The organism is Nonomuraea sp. NPDC050680 (assembly GCF_040654555.1).
Lineage (GTDB): Bacteria > Actinomycetota > Actinomycetes > Streptosporangiales > Streptosporangiaceae > Nonomuraea.
Map to the genome: position 1 here is coordinate 1,295,272 of NZ_JBFAIF010000001.1, position 25,748 is coordinate 1,321,019.

Genomic DNA, 25,748 nt, shown 5'->3' on the forward strand with positions numbered 1-25,748 from the left:
CTGATCACCTGGCTAGGGTTGACGCCATGATTCTTCGCCATGTGACGATCGACTGTGCCGAACCGTACGAGCTGGGGACCTTCTGGAGCCAGGTGACCGGGTGGCCGGTGTCCGACGAGGACGAGCCGGGCGACCCCGAGGTGCTCGTCGTGGCGCCCTCGCCCGTGCCCGGCCTGCTGTTCATCCGGGTGCCGGAGGGCAAGACGGTGAAGAACCGGATCCACTTCGACTGGATACCGACCGGCCACCGGACCCGCGACGAGGAGGTGGAGCGCATCATCTCCCTTGGGGCGAAGGTGTACGAGGACCACCGGACCGCTGACGGGCGCGGCTGGGTGACGCTGCACGACCCTGAGGGCAACGAGTTCTGCGTCGAGCGCGGCGAGGCCGAGCGCGCCGGCTGATCAAAGGCCGGGCGACGCTCCTGGGGTGTTGGCGCTGCGGCGTCTGACCACGATGCGCTCGCGTTTGGCGCGTAGCTCGCGCAGGCGGCGGTCGTTGGGGTTGTGCATCCTGCGCCCCAGGTCGGCGGCGATCAGCGCGGTGGCGCTGCGCCCAGTCGGGCAGGTGGTAGAGGTCTCCATCGTAGGGGGGGCGATGCGGGCGACTTGTCGTGGCTCATCGGATTCGTCCCCGTGCTCTTGCTCGTTCCGGCGAGTGAAGCGCATGCGGCCTCCAACGCGGTCCTGTCTTTCGATACTAATCGCCGGGAATGCGGAACAATGGCGTCGTGAGCGAATTGCCGGTGATCGACATCTCACCGCTCCTCTCCACCGGGAATGCGGACTTTCGGGAGAGGGACGCCGTGGCGGAGCGGATCGGCGCCGCCTGCCGGGACAGCGGTTTCTTCTACGTCTCGGGCCACGGAGTCTCCCCCGATCTCGTCGCCCGCCTCGACGCGGCGGCCAGGAGGTTCTTCGAGCTGCCGGTCGAGGTGAAGAACGAGATCTCGATGGAGCGCGGCGGCCGGGCCTGGCGCGGCTTTTTCCCGGTCGGCGGCGAGCTGACCTCGGGCCGGCCGGACCAGAAGGAAGGCGTCTACATCGGCGCCGAGGAGCCGCAGGGCGACCTCCCACTGCGCGGCCCGAACCTGTTCCCCGAGCAGGTGCTGGAGCTGCGCGCGGCCGTACTGGAGTATCTCGGCACGATGACCGGCGTCGCCCAGGCGGTGATGTCGGGGATAGCCCTCAGTCTGGGTTTGCGCGAGGACTATTTCCGCGCCGGCTACACCGCCGATCCGACCATTCTTTTCCGGATATTTCACTACCCGCCCGCGGAGCCGGACGAGACCGACGCGTGGGGCGTCGGGGAGCACACCGACTACGGCCTGCTCACCCTCCTCCTCCAGGACGACAACGGCGGCCTCCAGGTCCACACGACACGCGGCTGGATCGACGCGCCGCCGCTGCCGGGCACGTTCGTGTGCAACATCGGCGACATGCTGGACAAGCTGACCGGGGGTCTCTATCGATCCACACCGCACCGGGTGCGCAACCTGAGCGGCAACGAGCGCCTCAGCTATCCGTTCTTCTTCGATCCCGGGTGGGACTGCGAGGTGCCGCCGCTTCCGTACACACCTGGCGGCCGCGCGCGCTGGGACGGGCAGGATTTGCGGGCGTTCAGCGGCACTTATGGGGACTATCTCCTCGCGAAAGTGTCCAAGGTCTTTCCCCATCTCGCCGAGGCGCTTGCGAAGTAATACGCGAAAACCCCGGCGCGGTGGCCAGGTTTTCGCGTGTCCGGTCAGCGGGAGGAGCGTTCAGGAATGCGCAGTGTCTGGGAAGCTACAAGCTTGTTTACTCTCTGTCACAAATCGACTACTCACTGTTAGCTACTGAGTGTCTGCCATCCGCAGACTCCTCGAGAGCAAGGAGTAGTCATGAAGCACCTCTCCCGCCACGCGGCAGTGGTCGTGGCCGCCCTGGCGGCCGCCACCGGGCTCGCGCTACCGACCACCACCGCGCACGCGGCCGGGTCCTACCCGTGTCCCCGGGTCGTAGGGGTCTGCGTCTGGACCGAGCCGGGCGGCCAGGGCGATCTAAGGCTGCTGTGGGACGATACGCCCTACATCGTCCCGCCCGTGCGCAGTGCACAGAATCAGACCCCGGAACCCTGGTGTTTCTACAACGCGCCGGGCTACCACGGCGACGAGCGCCGGGAGGTCGCGCGCAACGAGACCGTGGCGGACTTCGGCTTCGACGCACTCTCCGCCAGGCGGGGTCCCTGCCAGTGGGGGTAGTAGTCCCGTCGGCCCGGCCGCCACTTCGGTAGGCGGGCATCGCGGACGGTAGCGTCTCCGTCGCATGAGGGCCCGCCGCCGGGCCCATCGGAAAAGGGTCCGGCGGCACACCCATTAAGTGGATTCCCGTACCACGAGGCGGGTCGGGACGATGACCGACGTGGTGTGCCTGCCTTCCAGTCTCGACAGCAGGAGCCTGGCCAGCGCCATGGCCTGCTCCGCGACCGGGGCCTGGACCGTGGTGAGGGACGGCGTGGTGCAGGAGGCCGCGTCTATGTCGTCGAAGCCCGCGATCGCCAGGTCGTCGGGCACCCGGCGGCCCGCCTGCCGGGCCGCGCGCAGCGCGCCGATCGCCAGGTGGTCGGAGGTGGCGAAGACGGCGTCCAGCCGGGGATTGTCCGCGAGCAGGCGCCGCGCCGCCTCCGCGCCCGACTCCAGGGTGGGGTCGGCGGTGGCGATCAAGGGGTGCGCGCCGACCCGTTCGAGCGCGTTCCGATGGCCGCTCAGGCGGTCCTGGACCGAGACGAGATCCAGAGGGCCGCAGATGATGCCCAGCTGGCGGCGGCCGGCGGCCAGGAGGTGGTTCGTCGCCGCCGCCGCGCCGCCGATGTTGTCCACGTCCACGTAAGGGACCAGGGAGGCGACCGGAGGCTTGCCGAGCAGCACCAGCGGCAGGCCCGTGCGGGTCAGGCGCTCGGTCAGCGGGCCGGTCCGGTCCGGCATGGCGAGGACGACACCGTCCACCAGCCGGGCCTCGACGTGCTGCACGATGCGCCGATGGCTCTCCGCCGTGTCGGCGAGCATGAGCGTGATCCGCTTGCCCGCCCCTTCCAGGATGCTCGTGACGTACTGGGCGACGGCCGCGGTCAGCGCCTCGCCGCCGGGCCTGGGCGCGGACAGGACCAGCGCGATCGAGTCGGTGCGGCGCGTGACCAGGCTGCGGGCCGCGGCGTTGGGGACGTAGCCCAGCTCCTGTACGGCGCGCAGCACGCTGGCGCGGGCCTCGGAGCTGACCGACACCTCGCCGTTCATGACGCGTGACGCCGTGGCCCTGGAGACCGAGGCGCGGGCGGCGACGGTCTCCAGCGTGGGCCGTCTCGGACGGCTCTCGCCCAGGCCGTTGCGCTTGATGACGTCGCGGTACCAGTGGGCGCTGTCCTTCGGCCGCCGCCGCTGGGTGGCGAAGTCGACATGGTAGACGCCGAACTTGCGCTGGTACCCGTCGGCCCATTCCAGGCAGTCCAGCAACGACCAGAGCAGATATCCGCTGACCCGCGCGCCCTCCTCGATCGACACCCGGAGTGCCCGCAGATGCTCCTCGACGAAATTGATCCTGTCGACGTCGTGGATGCCGTCGCCCGATATCACGTCCACGAAATCGGCGCCATTCTCGGTGACCATCAACTGGGTGTCGGGATATTCCCGGGAAAGGCGGCGGAGCAGCAGCTGGAGTGCGTTCGGGATGATCGGCCAGCCCATCGCGGTCACCGCCGTGGGCACCGTGCAGAAGAGAATTCCCGCGCTTCCCGGATAGGCGGGGTCGGCGGGCTGGCTCGGCTGGGCCTGTACGACGGTCGGCGCGTAGTAATTGACGCCGAGCAGGTCGATCGGCTGGGAGATGACGGCCAGGTCGCCGTCCTGGATGTGGTCGAGGCCTGCGGCCCGCTCGATGACCGGCAGCAGCTCGGCGGGATAGGCGCCGCGCAGCACCGGCTCCAGGAACTGCCGGTGCAGCAGCGTGTCGATCCTGGCCACCGCCTCCGCGTCCTCCTCCGGCAGCTCCATGGCCAGGTCACCGACCTGGCCCGGCGTCATGACGGGGCCGAAGTTCAGTGCCAGCCCCACCTTGGACGGGCGCAGCGCCTGGGTCGCGAGCCCGTGCGCCAGCAGCATGTGGTGCGCGCTCCTGAAGGCGTCGCCCGCCGAGGTACGGCCCGGCGCGTGAATGCCGGAGCCGTACCCGAGAAAGGCCGCCACCCACGGTTCGTTGAGCGTGAACCAGGTGTCGACACGGTCGCCCAGCCGGTCGTGCACGACTCGCGCGTAGTCGGCGAAATGAGCGGCCGTGTCGCGAACGGCCCAGCCGCCTTCGTCCTCCAACGCCTGCGGCAGATCCCAGTGGTAGAGCGTCGCGTACGGCGTTATGCCCGCGCCGAGCAATTCGTCGACCACTTTCTCGTAGAAATCCAACCCGGCGGCGTTGGTCCGCCCCGACCCACCGGGGACCACCCGCGGCCAGCTCACCGAGAAGCGGTAGGCGGTCACGCCCAGGTCTTTCAGCAGGCCAATGTCCTCGACATATCTGTGGTAATGGTCGCAGGCGGCCTGCGAATCGGAAAAGGTGTCCCAGATGGACGGGCCCCGGCCATCGGCGACATTGGCGCCCTCAATTTGATAGGCGGACGTCGAGACGCCCCAGACGAAATTCTCGGGAAAAGCCGCTCTGCTCACTTGTCCAGCATCCTCCGGTGAAAGATCGAGCGCCCAGTCTCCCCCGGCGCGCTCGTCGCGCGCCAGCCGGGCCAGGCTGTATACAGGGCGCGTGGAACTGGACCGGCTGGATCGTGACATCATCGCGGCGCTCGTCGACGACGCCCGCCAGACCTATGCGGAGATCGGGCAGCGGGTCGCCCTGAGCGCGTCGGCCGTGAAGCGCCGGGTCGACCGGCTGCGCGATGCCGGGGCGATCACCGGGTTCAGCGCCAGGGTGGCGCCGCAGGCGCTCGGCTGGACCACCGAGGCGTACGTCGAGCTGTTCTGCCAGGGCAAGACCAAGCCGTCCGACATCGCGCTGGCCGTGGCCAAGTGCCCGGAGGTCGTCGCGGCGGCCACGATCACCGGGGAGGCCGACGCCCTGGTGCACATCCGGGCCACGGACGTGCGGCACGTGGAGCGGGTGATCGAGCGGCTGGCCGCCGAGGCGTTCGTGGTGCGGACCAAGAGCTCGATCGTGCTGTCGCGGCTCGTCGACCTGCCTCCGGGGGCCATCCCCGAGGTGCCTCCGACCAGCGGTGCTCTGCCGGAATCGGACGCGTTCGGGGGTGCCGCACCGGATGAGCGCAACAGAACGCAGGTCGGTGGTTGAGACTCGCAACAGACCCGCGCGTACACGCAATGTCAACCCCTTGGCCTGCGCAAACATAAATTTCTAGGCTGTCTTCGTCCCCTCCGGGGACACTTCCCGACGACCCCGACGGAGACCTGCATGCCCAAGCACTTCCTCATGTGCCGCCCGGAATACTTCACGGTCGAGTACGCGATCAACCCGTGGATGCATCCCGAGGCCGACACCGACCGCGATCTCGCGATCCGGCAGTGGGAGGGCCTCAAATCGGCTTACGAGAGCCTCGGGCACCAGGTCAGCCTCATCGATCCCGTCGAGGGGCTGCCCGACATGGTGTTCGCCGCGAACGGCGCCCTGGTCGTCGGCGGGCGCGTCTACGGCGCCAGGTTCGCCTTCCCGGAGCGGGCCGCCGAGGGTCCGGCCTACCTGCGCTGGTTCGCCGAGAACGGTTTCCCGGTCAAGGAGCCGGTCCACGTCAACGAGGGTGAGGGCGACTTCCTCACGCTCGACGACGTCATCCTGGCCGGCACCGGCTTCCGTACGAACCTGGCGGCGCACCAGGAGGCGCAGGAGTTCACCGGCCGTCCGGTGATCTCGCTGACGCTGGTGGACCCGCGTTTCTACCACCTCGACACGGCGCTGTTCCCGATCGACGGCCGCAACGTCGCCTACTACCCCGCCGCCTTCTCCGAGGGCAGCCGCGCGGTGCTGGCCCGGCTGTTCCCGGACGCGGTGCTCGCGACCGACACCGACGCCGAGGTCCTCGGGCTGAACGCGGTCAGCGACGGCACCCACGTGGTGATCAACGCCGAGGCGGGCGACCTCCAGTTGGAGCTCAAGCGGCGCGGCTACGAGCCGATCCCCGTCGACCTGTCGGAGCTGCGCAAGGCAGGCGGCGGTCCCAAGTGCTGCACACTCGAGATCCGGGGGGAGAACTGAGATGAGCACCACCCAAGAGCTGATCGACGTAAGCGAGCGCCGTAGCGCGCACAACTACCACCCGCTGCCCGTGGTCATCCACGAGGCGCACGGCGCGTGGGTGACCGACGTCGAGGGCAAGCGCTATCTGGACTGCCTGTCCGGCTACTCCTCGCTCAACTTCGGGCACAGCAACCCGAAGATCATCCAGGCGGCCCAGGAGCAGCTGAAGAACCTGACGCTGACCAGCCGCGCGTTCTACCACGACCAGTTCGCCACGTTCTGTGCCGGGCTCGGCGACCTCACCGGCAAGGACATGATCCTGCCGATGAACACCGGCGCCGAGGCCGTCGAGACCGCCGTCAAGGTCGCCCGCAAGTGGGGCTACGAGGTCAAGGGCGTCCGGCCGGAGCAGGCCAACATCATCGTGATGGAGGACAACTTCCACGGCCGGACGACCACGATCGTCAGCTTCTCCACCGACCCCGGCGCCCGCGACAATTTCGGTCCCTACACCCCGGGCTTCCGGATCGTGAAGTACGGCTCGGTCGAGGCGATCAGGGAGGCCATCGACGCCGACACGGTGGCGGTGCTGCTGGAGCCCATCCAGGGCGAGGCCGGGGTGCTGGTGCCGCCGGACGGCTACCTCACACAGGTGCGGGAGCTGTGCACCACCGAGGGCATCCTGATGATCGCCGACGAGATCCAGTCGGGTCTCGGCCGCACCGGCAAGACGTTCGCCTGTGACCACGAGGGCGTCGTGCCCGACATGTACGTCCTGGGCAAGGCCCTCGGCGGCGGCGTCGTACCGGTCTCGGCGATCGCCGCGAACCAGGACATCCTCGGCGTGATCAAGCCGGGCCAGCACGGCTCCACCTTCGGCGGCAACCCGCTGGCCTGCGCGGTCGGCAACGCGGTGATCGAGATCCTGAACACCGGCGAGTTCCAGACCAGGGCGGCCGAGCTCGGCGAGGTGCTGCACGCGCGGCTGCGCGAGCTGATCGGCAATGGCGTGGTGACGGTGCGCGGGCGCGGGCTGTGGGCGGGCGTCGACATCGACCCGTCGCTGGCCAGTGGGCGCGAGCTGTCCAAGGCGCTGATGGCGCGCGGCGTGCTGGCCAAGGACACGCACGGCTCCACGATCCGGCTGGCGCCGCCGATCGTGATCTCGGAGGAGGACCTCGTCTGGGCGGTCGACCAGCTCGCCGACGCCCTGGCTTCCTTCCGCCAGAGCTAGAGACCACATCTGGAAACAGGTACGGCCCGCGCATCCACTCCGGGGCGCGGGCCCTACTGGTTCAGCCGGTCTTCGTAGGGACAGGGACCGTCGTCTCAACGCTCGCCGAGTCGTTCGACGGCTCAACGGTCGCCGAGTCGTTCGACGGCTCAGCGGTGGCCGAGTCGGTCGTCTCAGCGGTGGCCGAGTCGGTCGTCTCGGCAGGAGGCTTAGCGGTGACGGTCACGGTCACCTCGGCAGTGGGCGGGGCGGTCGGCTGTCCGGTGGAATCCGCCGTCGCGCCGGGTTGAGGCATGCAGGAGGAGTCCTTCTCCGCCTTACTCGCTTGCTCCGGCAGCCGGTCCACGACACTCACCTTCAGCTGGGCCGTCAGGGCGAGCACGCTGTCCACCGGCGCGCCGGCGGCCTTGGCGTCCACGACCGTGTGCCGCTCCCCCAGCAGCACGTGCGTGTCCCGATCGAAGATCAGCTGCTCCAGGACCCCCCGCGACTCCCTGCCCAGTGCCACCCCCTGGCGCCCGGCGGAGTCCTCGACCCCCTCGGCCACCTGCACCCCCGGGATCGCCTTGGCCGCCTCGAACAGCGCGTCACGCTGCGCCCTGGGCGGGTAGGACTCCCTGACCAGGTCGCCCACTGAGACGAACGCCTCCCGGTCGGCCTCCCCCTTATCACCGGACTCGCCGGGCTGCCGCTTGTAGAGGTATGCCCGCATCGCCGCCGGGTCGTCCGGCAGCGTGCTCAGGTAGGCGTAGTCGGTACGGAAGGCCGCGAGCCGGTCCGGGCAGGAGGCGAGTTGCATCCAGCTCTCCCCCTTCCACTTCTTCGCCTCCACGGGCAGTGGCTCGCCCGGCCACGGCTTGGGCGAGAGCCCCGCGATGAGCAGCGCGCCGTCCGCGCTGGCATCAGCCGACTGCCAGATCTCGCGGTGCGTCCGGTAGAGATAGCGGGTCATCTTGCCGCCGGTCTGCTGCGTGAACGAGCTGTACATCGTGTCGGACGCGACCATGATGAACTGGCCCGGTCTGGGCTGGAGCTCACCCTCCGAGACGGCCGCCGACTGGGTGCCGGCCGACGTGGCCACCCCCAGCTTCGGCTGCTGCGCCGACAGGGCCACGGCCACGCCCCCGACGAGAGCGACCGTCACCCCGAACGCGGCCGCGGCCTGCCAGCCCAGCTTCGGAAAGCGAAACCCGCGCCCCTCGCGGGCCTCGCGCAGCAACCGTTCACGCGCCTTCGCGCGGGCCTCCTCCGGGTACGGCGGAGCGGCCGGCCGCCCGTCCGCGAACGTCCGGATCTCGTCATCCATGCTGGGGCTCCTCTGCGAAGGGGTCGATGCCGCCGAGAGCTCTGCGTACCTTGACGCGGAGCCGGTGCAGCCTGGACCGGACCGTGCCCACCGGCACGCCCAGCGCGAGCGCCGCGTCCTCGTACGTCAGGTCCGCCCACGCCACCAGCAGCAGCAGGTCGCGCTCGGCCGCGCTGAGCCTGGTCAGCGCCCGCGCCAGCCGGGGCTGGAGCTGCTCGGCGGTGACCCGGTCCGCGCTGCGGTCGTCGAAGGAGCCCGGCCGCTCCGCGCTCACCTTCGACATCGCGTGAATGCGCCGCCGCTCCGCCCTGCGATGCTGGGCGACGACCTTGGTGGCGATGCCGTACAGCCAGGGCCTGGCGTCCGGCCACGTGCGGTCATAGCGCGCCCGGACGCGGAAGGCGACCAGGAACACCTCGCCCGTCACGTCTTCGGCCGGCTCGGGACCGAGCCGCCTGGCCGCGTACCGGTGGATCTCGTCGGCATGCCGGTCGAACTGCACCGCGAAACGTTCCGGGTCAATCACCGACTGCGCGATCAGCGCCGAGTCGTCCAGCGTTTCAGGTTTCTCCTGAACACCCACCACGTGCCGGTCCTCTCTCATGCGGTCACCCTGTTGTTGACCGCACGCGGGACCTCGGTTCCACCTATTTCACGCTATTTCTTTTCACGCTATTTCTGTCACGCTATTTCGATGAGCCGCCACTGAGCCGCCACGCCAGCAGGCCCTCCGAAGCCCGCTGGGCAGTGAAGCCCGCCGCCTCAAGCTCGGCGTCGAGCCGCCCTCTGCCGGGCCGGTGGCTGACACTCACCACCTCTTCCTCGCTGATCAGCACCCCACGCTGCCTGATCTGGTAGAGGAAGCGCCACCTGACGGTCTCGCCCGCCGCCTCCAGCACCTGTCCCCAGATCTCGTAGGTGTGCCTGCCGACCTGGTACGACCCCATGCGCTCGAGCTCCCCCGGGACGGAAGGAGGTGGTTCGCGGTGGTTGAACACCAGCAGCCCGCCGGGTTCGAGCTGCCTGGCCAGGACCTCCCAGAGCCGCTCCCGCTCGGCGGCGTCGAAGCCGTGCAGTACCGAGATCATCACGATGGCCTCGACCGGCTCGTCGACTTCCACGTCGAGCGCGCCGCACGGCAGGACGGTCACGCGGGACAGCAGGTCGGCGCGCTCGGCCAGGCGGGAGAGCAGGACCGAGCGCATGCCGAGCGACGGTTCGACGGCATAGATCTCCGCCGGCGTCTCCCACGCGATCAGCTCGGTGATCAGGCCGGTGCCGGCCCCGATCTCCATGATGCTCCGACCGAGGCCACTGATCAGCGGCGGAAGGAGCCGGCGTATCTCCGGGACGTGCCCATCCTCGTGCCACAGGTCGTAGAACGGCACGGCGACTGAGTACTGGTCATGGTACACAAAAGCCAACGATAACCGTTTTCATGGAATCCGTACAGAATCGATGTGCTTGACCGTGTCACCGGATGATTCGTACCAGTCCAGTTCGCCGGGCAGGGTCAGCGTGGCCACGGCGTTCTGGAACCACGGCCCGGCGACGACCTCCCAGCGGAACGGCGGACGCGGGATGCGGGCCAGCCGCGCCAGCAGCCCGCCGACCAGCGTGGCCAGGCCGAACTGGCTGAACACGTTGGCCCAGCGCAGCACGGGGCTGAGCGGGTTGCGGATCGGCGAGCAGACGACCTGGTAGATCGGCCGGCCGTTGACCTTGGCCAGGTAGGAGTAGTGCACGTCCCCGGACAGGACCAGCACCGGCTTGTCGACCTCGACCAGCAGCCGGGCCAGGTCCTCGAACGAGCGGCGGAAGGCCGCCCAGTGCTCCAGGTCGATCGCCTGCCGGAACCGCTCTGAGAGCCGCGCGACTAAGCGGCCCCATTTGCCGTCGCAGAGCGCCTCGTTCCAGTTCTGGACGAAGTGCACGCCCTCGGGCAGCAGGAACGGGATCGACGAGCCGATGACCAGCCGCTCGGCCGGCTTGGCGACCTCCTCCTGCAACCAGGCCCACTCGACCGGGTCGAGCATCCGCCGGTCGCCCGGGGTGAGCTGCCTGGCGCACCGGGTGTCGACCATGATCAGGCGGGTGTCGCCGAGTTCGCGGGAGTAGCTCCACCGGTTGCTGCTCGGGTCGGCGTCGGCCCGCTCGGCGAAGGCGTCGAGCGCGTCGCCGCCCTCGCCCTTCAGCAGGCCGGCCAGCAGCGCGTCGTCCGCCCGCTCGGCCGGCGACAGGTTGCCGAGGTGCTGGTAGACCCAGTAGGCGCCGAGCCCGGCGATCACCCGGCGCTTCCACCAGGAGGTCGCGGCCATCTGCTCGCGCCACGTCTGGGAGGTGTTCCAGTCGTCGCGCAGGTCGTGGTCATCGAAGATCATCGCGGTGGGCACGGTGGAGAGCACCCACCGGATCTCCGGCTCGGTCCACGCCCGGCGATAGAGCTCGGCGTACTCCTCGAAGTCGGCGATCTCCTTCTTCGGCTCGCTGTCCCTGCGCGCGGCGATGAACTCCAGCATCTCGGGCGACGGGCTGTCGGCGTAGACCTGGTCGCCGAGGAGCAGCAGCAGGTCCGGCCACTCCTCGGTGTCGGCGTCCTTGAGGTGCGCGCCGTAGGAGCGCAGCACGTCCTCGCCGTGGGTCAGCACGTACGTGCCCTCATGAGGCACGCTCGTACGGCAGGAGCCGAAGGTCACCCTGCTCGGCCCCTGCGCCGGGAACAACCTGATCCGGCTGGGTGGCCAGCCTTCCAGCGGCCACACCTGCTCTTCCCCTATCTTGACCACGTACGAGTCGACGCTCTCGGTCAGGCCGAGCAGATCGACGATCGCGTAGTGGTGTCCGTGGACGGTGAACGTGGACGAGGTGAAGGCCCGGCCCGCGGCCTCCACGGTGACCACGCCGGGTTCGCCGATCTCCACCCAGATGGAGGCGCTGGCTGAATCGACGTAACGCAGCATGGGCCCGACGACCAGTGCGGGCATCAGTCCCCCAGATTCGACAGTTCGGCACACTTGCCGGGGCAAGCCTGCCAGAGTGGCGCGTTTGCAGCATCCCGCTCAGCGCATGTAATTGATGACAGCAGATCGGCCTAGATACGGCAATCCGAAAACCGTAGGCAGCGATAAACGCCGCGCTCTAGGATGATCGTGACACGAACGCCCAAACAAGGCAGGCAATGGCGCCTGCCCAACGTACCGGGCGTAGACAACAGGAGGACTCCCTTCCATGACCGTCATGGTGCCGTCAAGGACGCCGGCCCTGATCACACCTGGCCGCCAGGCTCTCGACTCGGCTCTCCACCAGCTGGACCAAGCCGCCGAACATCTCCGGCTCGACGCCGGGCTCCGCACGATGCTCGCCACGCCGCGCCGCTCGCTGACCGTATCGGTCCCCGTGCGCCGCGAGGACGGCCACATGGAGGTCGTCCAGGGCTTCCGGGTCCAGCACAACGTCTCACGCGGGCCCGCCAAGGGCGGCCTCCGCTTCCACCCGAGCACCGACATCCACGAGGTCACCGCGCTGGCGATGTGGATGACGTGGAAGTGCGCGCTGGTCGGCATCCCGTACGGCGGCGCCAAGGGCGGCGTGGCCGTGGACCCGACCGAGCTCACCCAGCGCGAGCTGGAGCGCGTGACCCGCCGCTACGTCAACGAGATCCTGCCGATGATCGGCCCGGAGAAGGACATCCCGGCCCCCGACGTCGGCACCGACGAGCAGACCATGGCCTGGATCATGGACACCTACAGTGTCAACACCGGCTACTCGGTGCCCGGCGTGGTCACCGGCAAGCCGCTGGCGCTGGGCGGCTCACTCGGCCGGTCCGGCTCGACCTCGCGCGGCGTCCAGATCGCCGCCATGTGCGCGCTCGGCCGCTCGCCCGAAGGCGTGACGGTGGCCGTACAGGGCTTCGGCAAGGTGGGCGCCCCGGCCGCGCAGTACCTCTCCGACGCCGGCTGCACGGTGGTCGCCGTGTCCGACGCGACGGGCGCGGTGTACGCCCCCGGCGGGCTCGACATCGCCGGCCTGCGCGCCTGGGCCGCCGAGTCGGGCGGCGTGTCCGGCTACCGCCACGCGGACGCCCTGGACCACGCCGAGCTGTTCGAGCTGGACGTGGACGTGCTGGTGCCCGCGGCCCTGGAGGGGGCGATCACCGCCGAGAACGCGCCGCGGGTCCGCGCCCGCCTGATCGTGGAGGGCGCCAACGGGCCCACCACGCCGGAGGCGGACGAGATCCTGGCCGCGGGCGGCACGATCGTGGTGCCCGACATCCTGGCCAACGCGGGCGGCGTGATCGTGTCGTACCTGGAGTGGGTGCAGAACATGCAGGCCTACTCCTGGAGCGGCGGCGAGGTGGAACTGAAGCTGCGCGACCTGATGGAGGGCGCCTACGCCGAGGTACGCTCGCTGGCCACGGCCCGCGACCTCACCCTGCGGCAGGCGGCGCACGTCATCGGCGTCGGCCGGGTGGCTGAGGCGCACCAGATGCGCGGCCTCTACCCGTGACAGCTTGATCCCTGAGACGGTCTTGATCCCTGAGACGGCCTGAACTTTAGTAGGCCCTGAGGTATCCCTAGGTTCGATGCCCGTGCCTCCACCGACTCGCCATGGTGGAGGCATGAGGGGTTTTCTGGGAGTGGTCGCGGTCATCCAGGGGTTGGGCGGATTCGTGGCGCGGGTCTTCTTCGACACCGAATGGGGCCTGCTGCGCAGGTGGTTCGACATCCCGACGCCCCTCTACCTCGCGATCGCGGCAGCCGGCGTCGCCCTGCTCATCTGGAGCGACCAGGGCCGCGAGAAGACCTAGCGACCCTCATAGAGGCGGTAGGTGGCCAGGATGTTCAGCCGGTGCAGGTCGCGGCAGAGCTGGAGCATCCCGGCCTGAGCCGGTCCCCCTGGCACCGCGTAGGTCGTGAGCGCCGCCGACAGCGTCGGGTCCAGCCGCTCCGCCCATGGATTCGAGCAGGTGGCGAACGTCTCCTCCAGGCTCCGCCCGGCCGCCACGCTCGCGGCGACCTCATCATGGAGCACCTCCAGGTAACCGACGAGCGCGTCGATGGCCGCGTGCCCGTCACCCATGGGCCCATGACCCGGCACGATCGTGTCCAGCTCGGGCAGCGCCTCGCGCATCCGGCGCAGCGAGGCCAGGTAGGGCTCGGGTCCGCCCTGCAACAGCATGTGCGCGGTGCCCGCGTGGCAGAGGAAGTTGCCGGTCCACGCGGTACGGGTGTCGGGGACGTACACGACGGTGTCGCCGGGGCCGTTGCCCGGGCCGAAGTGGTGGAGCTGGACCAGCCGACCGCCCAGGTCGATCTCCGCATAGGAGTCGAACACCACATCCGGGGTGCGCCACCGGCTCACCTCGTCGAGGAGCCCGCCGTCGCCGTACATGTTGGCGGACCTGACCTCCTTCTCGTACGCGAGGTCGGACATCTCGCTCTTGTTCCGCCGCGACGAGACGATGACCACCTCGGCGGGGAACGCCGCGTTCCCGAACGTGTGGTCGCCGTGATAGGTCGTGTTGACCAGGTAGCGCACGGGCCTGTATGTCAGCTCGGCGGCGAGGCGCTGGATCTGGTGGGAGATCTCGGGCGTGATGCCCGCGTCGACCACCAGCGCGGCGTCGCGGCCGGCGATGAGGCCGTTGTTGTCCTTGGGCGGGATGCCGGCCATCAGCGCGTACACACCGTCGGCGAAGGCGTGCGGGGCCAGCTCCAGGCCGACCGGCGACAGGTTGGGCCCGCCGTATCCCTCGGGCCGCTCGGCGATCTCACGTGCCGGGATTCTGGACTTGGACATCCTCTGCTCCTCTCGCCTGCTTGCTAAAATAATAGAACACTCGATTATTTTGCAAGTGATTGGATGGCTCTTGTGGACACGACGACAGGCCGGCGCGGCCCGGGCCGCCCGCCCAAGGCCGAGGCGGGAGACACCAAGACGGCGCTGCTCGACGCCGCGTTGCGGCTGTTCGCGCGGCACGGCTACGCGGGCACCTCGATCAGGGCGATCGCCCGCGAGGTAGGGCTGAGCGAGAGCGTCCTGTACGCGCACTTTCCCGGCAAGCAGGCGATCTACGAAGCGGCGATGTCCCTGGCCGGGCCGCAGGTGGCGCTGCTCGCCCTGGGCGGCGAGGGCGACCAGGGCTCCCGCGACGACCCGGCGGAGTTCGTCCGCGCGTTCGCCGAGCGCGTGCTGGCCGCCTGGGACACGCCTCAGGCCAGGCAGAGCATCAGCCTGGTCACCCGCGACGGGCTGATCCACGACGAGATGCTGGGCCTGGGCATCGAGCGGGCGCTGGCGGGCCTGGCGGGGGTGTTCGCCCGCTGGCTGGCCGAGGGGCGGGTACGCGACGATCTGGGATCGCCGGACGATCTCGCGTACTCGCTGCTGGGTCCGATAGCGCACGCCCGCGTGCTGTGGCTGCACGACGGGGCCACGCCGGAGCAGCGCGAGCTGGCGCGGCGGCGGATGACGGCGCACGCCGCCCTGTTCGCCCGCGCGATCACGCGCTAGCCCAGGTCAGAGCCGTGCTTTCGATCAGTTCCTCGACGAATGCCCATTTGATTCAACTTCGATCACTTTCGATCGCTACTATGAGGGGTGTCGGCGAGGAGGATCATGACGAACGCTGCGACCGGGCCTGCGGGCGGACGGACGGAGAATGGCCCGATGGGCCTGACGACCGGTCCCCTGCGCACCGTTTGGGGGGCCGCCATGTCGCCGGATGCCCTGGTCGGCGGCCTGCTACCACCCGAAAAGGCGCTGCCGATCCCGGCCGCCGGGGACGGTGTCTGGGATCGGAGCGCGGAGTCCGGCGCCCTGCTCGCCGTCCGTGAGCGGGCGGAGGCGGAGCTGGGCACGCCCTGGCCGCAGCCGCTGGCATCGCAGTACGCGCGCTACTTCCGGGACGGCAACCGCACGGGCTACGAGAGCCAGGTGTTCGAACGCCAGGACCGCCTGACCCGGACGGTGCTCATGGCACTGGCGAGCGGCGCGGACGAGTGGCTGGACGAGGCCGCCGACGGGATCGTCCAGCTGTGCGAGCAGAGTTCGTGGTGCTGGCCGGCGCACGAGGACACGTGCCGGCCCCGCGGGACGGTCCTGCCCGATGTGGCCACGCCCTGCCTCGACCTCGGCGCCGCCGATGTCGCCGCCCAGCTGGCCTGGGCCGACCAGGTGCTCGGGGACCGGCTGGCCGAACGCTTCCCGGGGTTGCCGCAACGCGTGCGGGCGGAGGTGCGCGCGCGGGTGCTCGACCCGTTCCTCCAGCGGCGCGACTGGCACTGGCTGGGGCTGGACGGCGATCCGAGCAACTGGTGCCCGTGGATCTGCGGCAACGTGCTCGTCGCCGCGCTGCGCCTGGCCGAGCCGGGGCAGGAGCGGGCGCGCCAGGTCGCCCTGGCCGTGGCGGGCATCGATCATTACCTGGCGGCACTGCCGGATGACGGCTCCGTCGACGAGGGCTATGAATACTGGTGGAACGGGGCATGCCGCGCGCTCGAGGCGCTCGACCTTCTGCAGCATGCCACGTCGGGACGGCTCGACGCATCGGAGATCCGGGTCGTGCGGGAGACGGTCAGGTTCCCCCACCGCATGCATCTGGGCGGGCCGTGGTATCTCAATCTCGCCGACGCGCGGGCTCGGCCGCCGGCCGACCATCCGTGGCAGGTGTTGTACCGCTGGGCTCGCCGGCTCAGCGTGTCCGACGCCCGCCGGCACGCGCGGTCGCAGCGTGCGGCCGCGATTCCCACCGACGCCGAACTCGGGCGGGCGCTCTGCGAGCTGGTCGACGTGGAGTGGCAGAGCGCCGGGCCCGGCAAGCCGCCCCTGGTCGCCGGGGTCTGGTTGCCGGGGACGCAGATCGGCCTCGCGCGGGCGGCCGGCGGGACGGCGCGCGGTCTCACGCTCGCGATCAAGGGCGGGCACAACGGGGAGCATCACAACCACAACGACGTCGGGTCCGTCGTCGTCGCCGTGGACGGGGTTCCCGTACTGGTCGACGCGGGGCGGCCGACGTACACGGCGCAGACGTTCGGGCCGGACCGCTATGCGATCTGGACGATGCAGAGCAGCTGGCACAACGTCCCCGAGATACGGGGTGCGCCGCAGGGGCAGGGGCGCCGGTTCCGCGCCCGTGACGTCGAGGTGGTGGACGAGCCCGGCCGCTTCGAGGCGCGGCTGGACCTGGCCGCCGCCTATCCCGTGCCCGAGCTGGAGCGATGGTGGCGGACGGCGGCGCTCGACCGGCGCGATTCAAGCGTGACGATCGGGGAGGCCTGGAGCTTCACCGGCGACGGCGACCCGAGTGTGCTGCACTTCCTGCTGAACGGGCAGGTGGAGCAGCCGTCCGCCGGGCAGGCCGTCATCCGGCCACTGGGCGGCGCGCGGGCCGTGCTCCTCGCGTGGGACCCCGGGCTCGCCATGGCCGCTTTCACCGTCCGCACGCTGGCGGACCCCATGCTCTCCGCAGTGTGGGGCGACCGCCTGACCAGGCTGGAGCTGCCTCTGCCCGGTACGGCGCGGGGTGCTTTCGAGGTTCGCATGGAGGTGTGGGAGTGAGCGTGTCCGATTCGCCGGGTCCGCTGCCGGACGAGCGCCGCGCCCAGGTGGTGGAGCTGCTGCGCCGGCGCGGCGTCGTGCGCGTCGGCGACCTGGCGGCCGAGCTGGACGTCTCGGTCATCACTATCCGGCGCGACATCGCGCTGCTGTCGTCCCAGGGCCTGATCCGCCGGGTTCGCGGCGGAGCCGTGCTCCACGGCGGGCCGGTGGCCGACACGCTCGCCGGCGGGGAAAACGAGGACCGGCCGGGCCCGCAGCCGGGATCACGGCCGGGACCCGACGCGGCCGAGGCCGAGCGGTCGCAGGTCACGATCGGCATGGTGGTGCCGTCGCTGAACTACTACTGGCCCGACGTGATCCGCGGCGTTCGCGAGGCCGCCGCGGCGTCCGGCGCGCGCGTCGTCCTGCGCGGCGCCACCTACCGGGCCGCCGACGAGCGCCGCCATCTGTCCCGGCTGATCGAATCGGCGGGCCTGGACGGCCTCCTGGTCGCGCCCACCACCACCGGCGACGACGGGCAGGAGCTGGTGCGATGGCTGCAGGAGGCCGACATGCCCATGGTGCTCATCGAGCGCACGGCCGCCTCCGGTCCCTACCACGAGGCGATGGAGTCGGTGGTCAGCGATCACGCGCTGGGGGCCGGCATGGCCGTACGGCACATGGTCGAGCTCGGTCATCGGCGGATCGGACTGATGACCACCACGCAGAGCCCGACGAGCCCGCACGTGCGGCACGGCTGGCGGCAGGCGTGCGAGGAGTTCGCCCTGCCGCTGGAGGGCCTGCTGGACGTCAGCACGGTCGATCAGTTGGATCACGAGTGGCCCAAGGCGCTCGAGAGCGTGATCGACCAGTGCGTCGCCTCCGGGACGACGGCGCTGCTCGTCCACTCCGACCCGGAGGCGATCAACCTGGTCGAGCGCTGTCAGGAGCGCGGCATCCGGGTGCCCGGCGATCTCGCCATCGTGGCCTACGACGACGAGGTGGCCGAGCTGTGCGACCCGCCGCTGACCGCTGTCCGGCCACCCAAGATGGCCATCGGGCGGGCGGCCTTCGGACTGCTCGCGGCGCGACTGGCCGACCCGGATCCGGAGCGGCCCACCCACCGCGTCGTCGTCGAGCCCACCCTGATCGTGCGCTCCTCCTCGGTGCCGCAGTGACCCACCGCCGAACTGGCGTCATAGTGACCCACCGCCGAACGACGTCAGAGTGACCCGCCGCCGAACGACGTCATAGTGGACCGCCGCCGCCGAACGGCGTCATAGTGGCGGCGTGCCCGGCCCGCTGAGCGCGACGGCCGTGTCCAGAAGGTCGTCCGTCCCGTCCGGCCAGGCCACGCGGGCGAGCGCCGGGCCGTCCCAGGACAGGACCGGCGCCCGGTCCGGCTCCTGCCCGCCGAGGAACACCGCCACGTCGTACCACGTCTCCAGCAGCGCCGGCGTGGTGGTGGCGCACCAGGGGACCAGCGTCCAAGGGGCCAGCGGCGAGGAGTTCTCGGCGGCGAGCACACCGCGCAGGTCCAGCCCCGGACCCGCGATGACGCGGGAGTGCATGGTGCCGTTCGACACGGCGGCCGTAGCGTCCTGGACGGGTTCGGAAGCCGGCAGCGGCCATCCGCCGACGCGCAGCGGACCACCCTCCACCTCCGTGGCGGGCAGCCGGACCAGGCGCACCTCCCAGGGACCGCGCACGGCGGAGATCAGCTCGATCCACGGCCCGAGGCGTACCGTCCCGGCCCGCCCGTACCCGTGGTCCGGACGCTCGTGCTCAGGGGTGACCCAGTGGGCCTGCCAGCGCGAGGCCCCGATCATCGTTCCGGAGGGAAGGCGATCGAGCAGGAGCGTGTCGAATCCCGTGCGATGGCTGGGCCGTCCGCCCTCGTCGAGGAGCACGACCGACTGGTCGAGGGGGTCGGCGGCGTACTCACCGGCGAGCACGGGCGAGGTGGCGCTCGAGTAGCCCAGACGCGCGTACAGGGGTGAGTCGGTCAGGTGCGCCCCGGGATGGGCGTGGTCGGTGCCGTGGTTGATCACCCGCACGACGCCGTCGGCACGGGTGCCGCTGACCAGCCAGCCGGGCGCGCGGACGACGCGGTGGTAGTCGCCGGACTCGACCGGCAGCGGCTCCTCGACGGCCGTCCACACCGGGTGGTCGGCGGGCAGGGACAGGCCGAAGAAGCCCTTGGCCGCCCAGTACGGCGAGCCGGGCCCGGAGTAGGACTGGGCGAGCGGCGACCAGGCTCCGTACCAGCCCCGGGTCAGGACTCCGTCCTCGTCCGGTGCCCCGCGTTCGGTGAAGTGGCGGGCGATGCCGGAGGCCGCACGGCGCAGCAACCCCGGGGCGGGCGTCGCCGTCCCGGCGCGGGCGCCGGCCCAGAACTGGGTGGCGGCGGCGAACCGGTAGATCAGGCTGCGTCCCTGGAGGAGTGGGGATCCGTCGGCGCCGACGAGGTGGACGGCGTCGCCCAGATAACGTTCGAGCCGCTCCAGGTAGAGCGGTCGCCGCGAGTCCGCCGCCGGATCCCCGGCGGCCATCTCGCTCCACATCAGCGGGTAGAACTGCAGCGCCCATCCCGCGTAGTGGTCGTAGGCTCGTTCGGCGCCATCGGCGTACCAGCCGTTCTCCCTGGCGAAGCCGTCGGTGAAGGAGAGCCCCTCCTCGATGTCCTTGCGCTCGAAGGGACCGCCGACGGAGGCGAGGAACTGCTCGACCATGATCTGGAACCAGATCCAGTTGATCGGCGGGTAGTTCGAGCCGATCGCGGGCGCGAGGTAGTCCACGACCTGCTCGCGCACGACCGGGTCGAGCCGGTCCCACAGCCACGGCCTCGTCAGATGCAGCACCAGCGCGATGGACGCGGCCTCGACCTTCGCCTGGTCATGCTCGTCGAGGCGCACCCAGCGTTCGGGTGAGCGGGGATCCGTGCCGGTGGCCAGGCCCTGCGCGTACCACTCCATCAGGCCCAGCGGATCGCGCCCGTCCTCCCCCGCCACCCGGAATCCGGCGGCCAGGAACGTGCGCGCGAACCCTTCCAGCGCGTCGACGTCGGGCCCGTAACCGCCCGGCGGGCCGGGGAAGGAGACGCGCGCGTGCGAGGCCGACGCGTACCGCCTGGCGGACAGGAGGAGATGGTCGGCGAGTGCCGCCCAGTGGTTCCGGGTCCATCCGGTGTGGGGCGAGAGCCGCAGGTCGTCGAACTCCCGCAGCATGAGCATGGATCCCCCTGGTCGTGATGGCGTGAGTGTGCCCCGGAGTTAACGCCAAGGTTTCGTCCCGCGTCAAGGCGCACCACTCGCCTTCATCCGATAGCGATCAATATCGATCACATAACGTGATCGATCCGATTAACAAGGTATTGACGTGATTGAAATGATCGGACATGCTCGGCGGCACTGGTAAGCGCTTGCCGCCGAAGGGATCCTGGTGAGAAGACCCCCTGCCCTGCTGGTCATGGACCCAGCGAAGTTCAGCGTGCAGTTTCAGGAGGCGCAGCTTCGCCGGTTGCACGATCTGGTCGAGCTGGGAGAGCCGATCGTGACCGCCGACCTCGACGCGCCCTCCGTGCGCCGCCGGCTGCGCGACGTCGAGGTGCTGGTGACCTCCTGGGGCTGTCCACCGCTGACGACCGAGAGGCTGGCCGACGCACCGCGGCTACGGGCCGTCTTCCACTGCGCGGGGACGGTGCGCACGTTCGTCACCGACGAGGTCTGGCGACGCGGAATCCTCGTCACGAACGCCGCCGACGAGAACGCGATCCCGGTGGCCGAGTTCACTCTGGCCGCGGTCATCTTCGCCGGGAAGAAGGCGCCGTTCCTCGCCCACGACGCGCGTACGAACCGCGCTGACTGGTCCTTCGCCACCAGCCGGGGCGAGCTGACCAACCGCGGGCGCACGATCGGCGTCATCGGCTTCTCGCGCGTGGGGCGCCGGGTGGTCGAACACCTCCGCGCTCTGGAGGTGGACGTCCTCGTCGCCGATCCCTATGCCGATCCGGCCGAGGTGAGCGCGGCGGGCGCCCGGCTGCTCCCGTTGCCGGAGCTGCTGCCGCGCTGTGACGTGCTCACCCTGCACGTCCCGGAACTGCCGTCCACCCATCACCTCATCGGAGCGGCCGAACTCGCCCTCCTGCGTGACGGGACGACTCTCATCAACACCGCGCGTGGCTCTGTCCTGGACACCACCGCCCTGGAGCGGGAGTGCGCCCAGGGCCGGCTCGACGCGATCCTCGACGTCACCGACCCGGAGCCGTTGCCGAGCACTTCACCGCTGTACGACCTGCCCAACGTCATGATCACCCCCCACATCGCCGGATCTCTGGGATCGGAGACCCGGCGGATGAGTGAGAGCGCGCTCGACGAGCTCGAACGCTACCTGTCCGGTCAACCGCCCCGTGCGGCCGTGACCTCCGACGAGTTCATGGTGAGCGCCTGAGCCCTGAGACCGGCTCGCGAGAAAAAAGGAGACCGGACCAATGATCGCTTCGAACACGCCAGGAAGGGCCGGAGTGCGAGGCCGTCTTATGAAGACCCTGGGGGTCGCGGCAGCGCTCTCGCTCGCCGTCGCCGCCTGCGGCGGCTCCGCCGAGCCCGCGGGCAGCGGCGGCGGGAAGGTCACGCTGACCGTCACGGTGTGGAACCTCGCCAAGACCCCCGAGTTCAAGGCGCTCTTCGACGCCTTCGAGCAGGCGAATCCCACCATCGACATCCAGCCGGTGGACATCCTCGCCGACGACTACGCCGACAAGGTCACCACGATGCTCGCCGGTGGCGACGACACCGACGTGATCACGATGAAGAACGTCACGGACTACTCGCGCTACTCCAGCCGGGGGCAGCTCGTCGACATCACCGACCTGGCCAAGTCGCCCGACAGCGCGAAGCTGGCGGGCCTGGACGCCTTCAAGGTCAGCGACAAGTACTTCGCGCTGCCCTACCGGCAGGACTTCTGGCTGCTCTACTACAACAAGACGTACTTCGACAAGGCAGGCGTCAAGGCTCCGGCCACCCTCACCTGGGACGAATACGCCAAGCTCGCGCAGCGGCTCACGAAGACCGTGGGCGGCAAGAAGGTCTACGGCACCTACCAGCACACCTGGCGGTCCGTGGTGCAGGCCATCTCGGCGGCCCAGACGGGCGGCGACCAGCTCAGTGGCGACTACTCCTTCTTCGCCGACCAGTACGCGACAGCGCTCGGGCTGCAGAAGACCGGCGCGGCCCTCGACTTCGGCACCGCGACCGCGCAGAAGTCGGACTACCGGACCATGTTCGAGACCGGAGCGACGGCCATGATGCCCATGGGCACGTGGTACATCTCCGGCATCCTGGAGGCCAAGGCCAACGGCAAGACCGACGTCGACTGGGCGCTGGCCCCGATGCCGCAGCGTCCCGGCGGCTCGGGCGTGACGACCTTCGGCTCACCGACCGCTTTCGCCGTCAACAAGAAGGCCGAGCACGCCGACGCGGCCAAGAAGTTCGTGCAGTTCGCCGCCGGCAAGGCGGGCGCCGAAGCCATCACCAAGGTGGGCGTGGTGCCGGCGCTGAAGAGCCCGGAGATCACCGACACCTACTTCTCGATCAAGGGCATGCCCACCGACGAGGTGTCCAAGAAGGCGTTCTCGCCGGACAAGGTGGTGCTGGAGATGCCGGTCAGCGAGCACTCCTCCGACATCGACACGATCCTCAGGGAGGAGCACGAGCTCATCATGGTCGGCGACAAATCGGCCGCCGACGGCATCCGCTCGATGAACGAGCGGGTCAAGAGCGAAGTGCTCAACTAGGGACCTGACCGCGGGCCCAGGTGCGTCCGGGCCCGCGGCGTCCCCTGCAAAATCCGGAGGAGTCGAGAAGGAAGCCACGAAGGACGGCCATGGCTCACGTTGCAACACAACCGGCGCCCACCGCGCCCACCGCCCCGCCTCACCGGCGACGGGCCTGGCGCGGCATCCTCATCGGGTGGAGCTTCATCCTCCCGAACTTCGTCGGCTTCGCCCTGTTCACGCTCGTCCCGATGGTCGCGGCGTTCGCCCTGGCGTTCCTGGACTGGGACTCCTACAGCACCCCGGAATGGGTGGGGCTGGACAACTTCCAGCGGCTGTTGTCCGACGAGAACTTCCACGTCGCCCTGCGTAACACCCTCTATTACGCGCTCGGCCACATTCCGCTGACGCTGGTCGCCGCGCTCGGCCTGGCCATCGCGCTCAACCGGAAGCTGCGCGGGGTGGCCTTCTTCCGCACCGCGGCGTTCTTCCCCTACATCACCTCGCTGGTCGCCGTGGCCATTGTGTGGAACATGCTCTTCAACCCGACGGCGGGACCGATCAACCAGGTCCTCGAAGCGATCGGCGTCACGCACCCGCCCAGGTGGGTGGCCAGCACGGACTGGGCGATGCCGGCCGTGATCGTCACCAGCGTGTGGCGGGACATGGGCTACTACATGGTGCTCTACCTCGCCGGCCTGCAGACGATCCCCAAGGAGTACTACGAGGCCGCGCGGGTGGACGGCGCCAACGCCTGGCAGCGGTTCTGGCGCATCACCCTGCCGTGCCTGCGGCCCACGACGTTCTTCGTCCTCGTCATGCTGACGATCCAGAGCTTCAAGGTCCTCGACCTCATCGTGGTCATGACCGACGGCGGCCCGGGCCGCAGCACGCTGGTGCTGGCCCAGCTCATCTACCGGGAAGGCATCACCGAGGGCAAGTTCGGCTACTCCTCGGCGATCGCCCTGGTGCTGTTCGTCATCGTCCTGACGGTCACCGTCGTCCAGTTCCGTATCAACGAGCGGAGGAGCGCCCGATGACCGCACTGCACGATGCTCCGCCGGCCGCCACCCAGCGGCGCCCGCCGGCGGCAACCCAGGAAGGGGACCGTTCCGGCGGGAGCCCGGTCCGCAGGGCGCTGGCCTACCTCACGCTCGCCGTGCTCGCCGTGCTGGTGCTCGTGCCGTTCGCCTGGATGGTGTCGTCCGCGCTGAAACGCGACAACGAGGTCTTCGCGGTGCCCATCCAGTGGATCCCCCGGGAACTGCGCTGGTCGAACTTCGTGGAGATCTGGGAACGCATCCCGCTGCTGACCTATCTGGGCAACTCGGCGTTCCTGTCCGTGACGATCACGCTGCTGCAACTGCTCACCGGGAGCTTCGCGGCCTACGGGTTCGCCAAGGTGCGCTTTCCGGGCCGGGACGCGTTGTTCGTCGCCTACATCGCCACCATCGCCGTGCCATGGCAGGCGTACATGGTGCCGCAGTACATCATGATGCAGAAAGCAGACCTGACGAACACCTATTGGGCGATCATCCTGCTGCAGGCGTTCAGCGCGTTCGGGGTGTTCCTCATGCGCCAGTACTACATGTCCATCCCGGACGATCTGTGCGAAGCGGCCCGGATCGACGGGCTGAGTGAGTACGGCATCTATTGGAGGGTCATCCTGCCGCTGTCCAAACCGGCGCTCGCCAGCCTGGCCCTGCTCACCTTCGTCAACACCTGGAACGACTACATGGGGCCGTTCATCTACCTGACGAGCAACGAGCTGTGGACCGTACAGCTCGGCCTGCGTTCCTTCGTCGGGCAGTACGACGCCGAGTACGCGATGATGATGACCGGCGCGGTGCTGTCGGTGCTGCCGATCCTGGTCATCTTCCTGCTGGGGCAGCGCTACTTCATCCGCGGCATCGCGACGAGCGGGCTGAAGTGATGAGCGGGCACGGGCCCGGCGCGGCGATGCGGAGCCTGCTTCGCCCGGCCGGACAGGCGACCTATGAGAAGGCCTTCGGCACCGTGTACGTCGCTCTCATGACGAACCTCCTGCTCGCCGCCGCCTGCGCGCCCCTCCTGCTGGCGCTCGCGATCGTCCGGGACCCGCTGGCGTCGTGGCCGTTCTTCGCCGCGCTGTCGTCGCTGTGCGCGCCCGCGCTGGCCGGGGCGTTCAGCTGCTTCGCCGCGCTGGGCGATGGCTCGAACGCCGTCTTCCGTACGTTCTGGGACGGCTACCGCCGCGGCGGCGTCCGTGCGCTCGTCGTCTGGGCGGCCGGCGCCGTGGCCGTGAGCATCCTGGCTCTGGACGCCGTCGTGGTCGCGCGCACCGCCTGGGGACCGGCGTTCGCGCCGTTCTTCGCCACGGCGGCGGCGCTGGTGGTGGCCGTGGTCGTGGCCTCGCTCGTGCTGCTGGCCGAGCCGCGGCGCGAGCCCCCTCGGCTGCGGGATCTCGTGCGTCCCAGCCTCTACCTGGTGGCCAGGCGCTGGTACCTGGCCGCCATCAGCCTCGCCGTGCTCGTCCTGGCCGTGGCCGTCATCCTGGTCAAGCCGTTGATCGGCCTCCTGGTGCTGTGCTCACCCCTGTTGTACGTCGCGTGGGCCACGATCAGGTTCGTCGTCGCTCCGCTCCTGGCGCCTTCTGCGAACCTTAGGTAAACCTTGATGGCGCAGGTCAGGGCA

Annotated in this window: 23 protein-coding genes and 1 pseudogene; 16 read left to right on the plus strand and 8 right to left on the minus strand. The window is 69.8% G+C overall.

The genetic code is table 11. The features are described from left to right. Positions 1-26 precede the first annotated feature (26 nt). Positions 27-404, plus strand: a complete 378-nt coding sequence (locus AB0H88_RS05915) for a VOC family protein (protein ID WP_357641708.1) — start codon at positions 27-29, stop codon at positions 402-404. Here the strand turns inward: AB0H88_RS05915 and AB0H88_RS05920 are convergent, their stop codons facing one another. Then, entirely contained in the window at positions 405-584 is a 180-nt protein-coding gene (locus AB0H88_RS05920; RefSeq protein WP_357641710.1) for a hypothetical protein, read from the minus strand. 146 nt (positions 585-730) lie between these two features. On the opposite strand from AB0H88_RS05920, the gene AB0H88_RS05925 reads away from it, so the two are divergent. Together AB0H88_RS05925 and AB0H88_RS05930 are read left to right on the plus strand one after the other, a co-directional pair. Beyond that, complete coding sequence (locus AB0H88_RS05925) at positions 731-1,699, plus strand: 2-oxoglutarate and iron-dependent oxygenase domain-containing protein (RefSeq protein ID WP_357641712.1); 969 nt, start codon at positions 731-733, stop codon at positions 1,697-1,699. Positions 1,700-1,879: 180 nt separating this feature from the next. Next, entirely contained in the window at positions 1,880-2,239 is a 360-nt protein-coding gene (locus AB0H88_RS05930; protein ID WP_357641714.1) for a peptidase inhibitor family I36 protein, read from the plus strand. A 114-nt stretch (positions 2,240-2,353) separates the two neighbouring features. On the opposite strand, the gene AB0H88_RS05935 is transcribed toward AB0H88_RS05930, so the two are convergent. Continuing rightward, a complete protein-coding gene (locus AB0H88_RS05935) occupies positions 2,354-4,690 on the minus strand; it encodes a GH1 family beta-glucosidase (RefSeq protein ID WP_357641716.1) in 2,337 nt (778 codons plus the stop codon). Positions 4,691-4,781: 91 nt separating this feature from the next. On the opposite strand from AB0H88_RS05935, the pseudogene AB0H88_RS05940 reads away from it, so the two are divergent. From AB0H88_RS05940 to rocD, 3 genes and pseudogenes are all read left to right on the plus strand, one after another. Next, positions 4,782-5,216, plus strand: a pseudogene (locus tag AB0H88_RS05940) (Lrp/AsnC family transcriptional regulator); the annotation flags it as partial. Positions 5,217-5,444: 228 nt separating this feature from the next. Further along, complete coding sequence (gene ddaH, locus AB0H88_RS05945; RefSeq protein ID WP_225290805.1) at positions 5,445-6,242, plus strand: dimethylargininase; 798 nt, start codon at positions 5,445-5,447, stop codon at positions 6,240-6,242. A gap of 1 nt (position 6,243) precedes the next feature. Further along, positions 6,244-7,458: an ornithine--oxo-acid transaminase gene (gene rocD / locus AB0H88_RS05950; protein WP_357641718.1), complete on the plus strand. Its 1,215-nt coding sequence runs from the start codon at positions 6,244-6,246 to the stop codon at positions 7,456-7,458. A 61-nt stretch (positions 7,459-7,519) separates the two neighbouring features. Here the strand turns inward: rocD and AB0H88_RS05955 are convergent, their stop codons facing one another. From AB0H88_RS05955 to AB0H88_RS05970, 4 genes are all read right to left on the minus strand, one after another. Continuing rightward, positions 7,520-8,764 carry a CU044_5270 family protein gene (locus AB0H88_RS05955; RefSeq protein ID WP_357641720.1) on the minus strand — a complete coding sequence of 415 codons (1,245 nt, stop codon included), beginning with the start codon at positions 8,762-8,764 and terminating at the stop codon, positions 7,520-7,522. Then, a complete protein-coding gene (locus tag AB0H88_RS05960; RefSeq protein WP_357641722.1) occupies positions 8,757-9,368 on the minus strand; it encodes an RNA polymerase sigma factor in 612 nt (203 codons plus the stop codon). The genes AB0H88_RS05955 and AB0H88_RS05960 overlap by 8 nt, the downstream gene beginning before the upstream one ends. A gap of 82 nt (positions 9,369-9,450) precedes the next feature. Continuing rightward, positions 9,451-10,179, minus strand: a complete 729-nt coding sequence (locus AB0H88_RS05965; protein WP_357641723.1) for a class I SAM-dependent methyltransferase — start codon at positions 10,177-10,179, stop codon at positions 9,451-9,453. A 21-nt stretch (positions 10,180-10,200) separates the two neighbouring features. Further along, the gene (locus AB0H88_RS05970) at positions 10,201-11,748 is read right to left on the minus strand and encodes an alkaline phosphatase D family protein (RefSeq protein WP_357641725.1); all 1,548 of its coding nucleotides are present in this window, start codon (positions 11,746-11,748) and stop codon (positions 10,201-10,203) included. A gap of 244 nt (positions 11,749-11,992) precedes the next feature. Between AB0H88_RS05970 and AB0H88_RS05975 the strand changes: the two genes are divergently transcribed. Both AB0H88_RS05975 and AB0H88_RS05980 read left to right on the plus strand, forming a co-directional pair. Then, positions 11,993-13,270 (plus strand): Glu/Leu/Phe/Val dehydrogenase, encoded by a 1,278-nt coding sequence (locus AB0H88_RS05975; protein WP_357641727.1) that lies wholly within the window; start codon positions 11,993-11,995, stop codon positions 13,268-13,270. A gap of 112 nt (positions 13,271-13,382) precedes the next feature. Beyond that, positions 13,383-13,571, plus strand: coding sequence for a hypothetical protein (locus AB0H88_RS05980; RefSeq protein WP_357641729.1), 189 nt, complete (start codon positions 13,383-13,385; stop codon positions 13,569-13,571). Here the strand turns inward: AB0H88_RS05980 and AB0H88_RS05985 are convergent. Continuing rightward, positions 13,568-14,563, minus strand: coding sequence for an MBL fold metallo-hydrolase (locus AB0H88_RS05985; RefSeq protein ID WP_357641731.1), 996 nt, complete (start codon positions 14,561-14,563; stop codon positions 13,568-13,570). The genes AB0H88_RS05980 and AB0H88_RS05985 overlap by 4 nt on opposite strands. 72 nt (positions 14,564-14,635) lie before the next feature. On the opposite strand from AB0H88_RS05985, the gene AB0H88_RS05990 reads away from it, so the two are divergent. The 3 genes from AB0H88_RS05990 to AB0H88_RS06000 all read left to right on the plus strand — a co-directional run bounded on the left by AB0H88_RS05990 (position 14,636) and on the right by AB0H88_RS06000 (position 18,480). Further along, complete coding sequence (locus AB0H88_RS05990; RefSeq protein WP_357641733.1) at positions 14,636-15,277, plus strand: helix-turn-helix domain-containing protein; 642 nt, start codon at positions 14,636-14,638, stop codon at positions 15,275-15,277. 105 nt (positions 15,278-15,382) lie between these two features. Further along, positions 15,383-17,323 (plus strand): heparinase II/III family protein, encoded by a 1,941-nt coding sequence (locus AB0H88_RS05995; protein WP_357641735.1) that lies wholly within the window; start codon positions 15,383-15,385, stop codon positions 17,321-17,323. Positions 17,324-17,325: 2 nt separating this feature from the next. After that, positions 17,326-18,480 carry a substrate-binding domain-containing protein gene (locus AB0H88_RS06000; RefSeq protein WP_357641737.1) on the plus strand — a complete coding sequence of 385 codons (1,155 nt, stop codon included), beginning with the start codon at positions 17,326-17,328 and terminating at the stop codon, positions 18,478-18,480. Positions 18,481-18,579: 99 nt separating this feature from the next. On the opposite strand, the gene AB0H88_RS06005 is transcribed toward AB0H88_RS06000, so the two are convergent. Further along, on the minus strand, positions 18,580-20,535 hold the full coding sequence (locus AB0H88_RS06005) for a DUF2264 domain-containing protein (RefSeq protein ID WP_357641739.1): 1,956 nt from the start codon (positions 20,533-20,535) through the stop codon (positions 18,580-18,582). A 208-nt stretch (positions 20,536-20,743) separates the two neighbouring features. Between AB0H88_RS06005 and AB0H88_RS06010 the strand changes: the two genes are divergently transcribed. From AB0H88_RS06010 to AB0H88_RS06030, 5 genes are all read left to right on the plus strand, one after another. Next, on the plus strand, positions 20,744-21,751 hold the full coding sequence (locus AB0H88_RS06010; protein ID WP_357641741.1) for a hydroxyacid dehydrogenase: 1,008 nt from the start codon (positions 20,744-20,746) through the stop codon (positions 21,749-21,751). An 88-nt stretch (positions 21,752-21,839) separates the two neighbouring features. After that, positions 21,840-23,096 carry a sugar ABC transporter substrate-binding protein gene (locus AB0H88_RS06015; RefSeq protein ID WP_357641743.1) on the plus strand — a complete coding sequence of 419 codons (1,257 nt, stop codon included), beginning with the start codon at positions 21,840-21,842 and terminating at the stop codon, positions 23,094-23,096. A gap of 89 nt (positions 23,097-23,185) precedes the next feature. Beyond that, positions 23,186-24,115, plus strand: coding sequence for a sugar ABC transporter permease (locus AB0H88_RS06020; protein WP_357641745.1), 930 nt, complete (start codon positions 23,186-23,188; stop codon positions 24,113-24,115). Next, positions 24,112-25,008 carry a carbohydrate ABC transporter permease gene (locus AB0H88_RS06025; RefSeq protein ID WP_357641747.1) on the plus strand — a complete coding sequence of 299 codons (897 nt, stop codon included), beginning with the start codon at positions 24,112-24,114 and terminating at the stop codon, positions 25,006-25,008. The genes AB0H88_RS06020 and AB0H88_RS06025 overlap by 4 nt, the downstream gene beginning before the upstream one ends. Next, entirely contained in the window at positions 25,008-25,724 is a 717-nt protein-coding gene (locus AB0H88_RS06030; protein ID WP_357641749.1) for a hypothetical protein, read from the plus strand. Before AB0H88_RS06025 ends, AB0H88_RS06030 begins: the two co-directional genes overlap by 1 nt. Positions 25,725-25,748 lie beyond the last annotated feature (24 nt).

Excerpts from the sequence above, each read along its gene's own strand:
- ddaH (WP_225290805.1), top strand. The coding sequence starts at position 5,445 with ATGCCCAAGCACTTCCTCATGTGCCGCCCGGAATACTTCACGGTCGAG.
- AB0H88_RS05920 (WP_357641710.1), bottom strand. The coding sequence starts at position 584 with ATGGAGACCTCTACCACCTGCCCGACTGGGCGCAGCGCCACCGCGCTG.
- rocD (WP_357641718.1), top strand. The coding sequence starts at position 6,244 with ATGAGCACCACCCAAGAGCTGATCGACGTAAGCGAGCGCCGTAGCGCG.
- AB0H88_RS05960 (WP_357641722.1), bottom strand. The coding sequence starts at position 9,368 with ATGAGAGAGGACCGGCACGTGGTGGGTGTTCAGGAGAAACCTGAAACG.
- AB0H88_RS05995 (WP_357641735.1), top strand. The coding sequence starts at position 15,383 with ATGACGAACGCTGCGACCGGGCCTGCGGGCGGACGGACGGAGAATGGC.
- AB0H88_RS05980 (WP_357641729.1), top strand. The coding sequence starts at position 13,383 with ATGAGGGGTTTTCTGGGAGTGGTCGCGGTCATCCAGGGGTTGGGCGGA.
- AB0H88_RS05975 (WP_357641727.1), top strand. The coding sequence starts at position 11,993 with ATGACCGTCATGGTGCCGTCAAGGACGCCGGCCCTGATCACACCTGGC.
- AB0H88_RS06030 (WP_357641749.1), top strand. The coding sequence starts at position 25,008 with ATGAGCGGGCACGGGCCCGGCGCGGCGATGCGGAGCCTGCTTCGCCCG.
- AB0H88_RS06005 (WP_357641739.1), bottom strand. The coding sequence starts at position 20,535 with ATGCTCATGCTGCGGGAGTTCGACGACCTGCGGCTCTCGCCCCACACC.
- AB0H88_RS05985 (WP_357641731.1), bottom strand. The coding sequence starts at position 14,563 with ATGTCCAAGTCCAGAATCCCGGCACGTGAGATCGCCGAGCGGCCCGAG.
- AB0H88_RS05915 (WP_357641708.1), top strand. The coding sequence starts at position 27 with ATGATTCTTCGCCATGTGACGATCGACTGTGCCGAACCGTACGAGCTG.
- AB0H88_RS05930 (WP_357641714.1), top strand. The coding sequence starts at position 1,880 with ATGAAGCACCTCTCCCGCCACGCGGCAGTGGTCGTGGCCGCCCTGGCG.
- AB0H88_RS06025 (WP_357641747.1), top strand. The coding sequence starts at position 24,112 with ATGACCGCACTGCACGATGCTCCGCCGGCCGCCACCCAGCGGCGCCCG.
- AB0H88_RS06015 (WP_357641743.1), top strand. The coding sequence starts at position 21,840 with ATGAAGACCCTGGGGGTCGCGGCAGCGCTCTCGCTCGCCGTCGCCGCC.
- AB0H88_RS05955 (WP_357641720.1), bottom strand. The coding sequence starts at position 8,764 with ATGGATGACGAGATCCGGACGTTCGCGGACGGGCGGCCGGCCGCTCCG.
- AB0H88_RS05970 (WP_357641725.1), bottom strand. The coding sequence starts at position 11,748 with ATGCCCGCACTGGTCGTCGGGCCCATGCTGCGTTACGTCGATTCAGCC.
- AB0H88_RS06020 (WP_357641745.1), top strand. The coding sequence starts at position 23,186 with ATGGCTCACGTTGCAACACAACCGGCGCCCACCGCGCCCACCGCCCCG.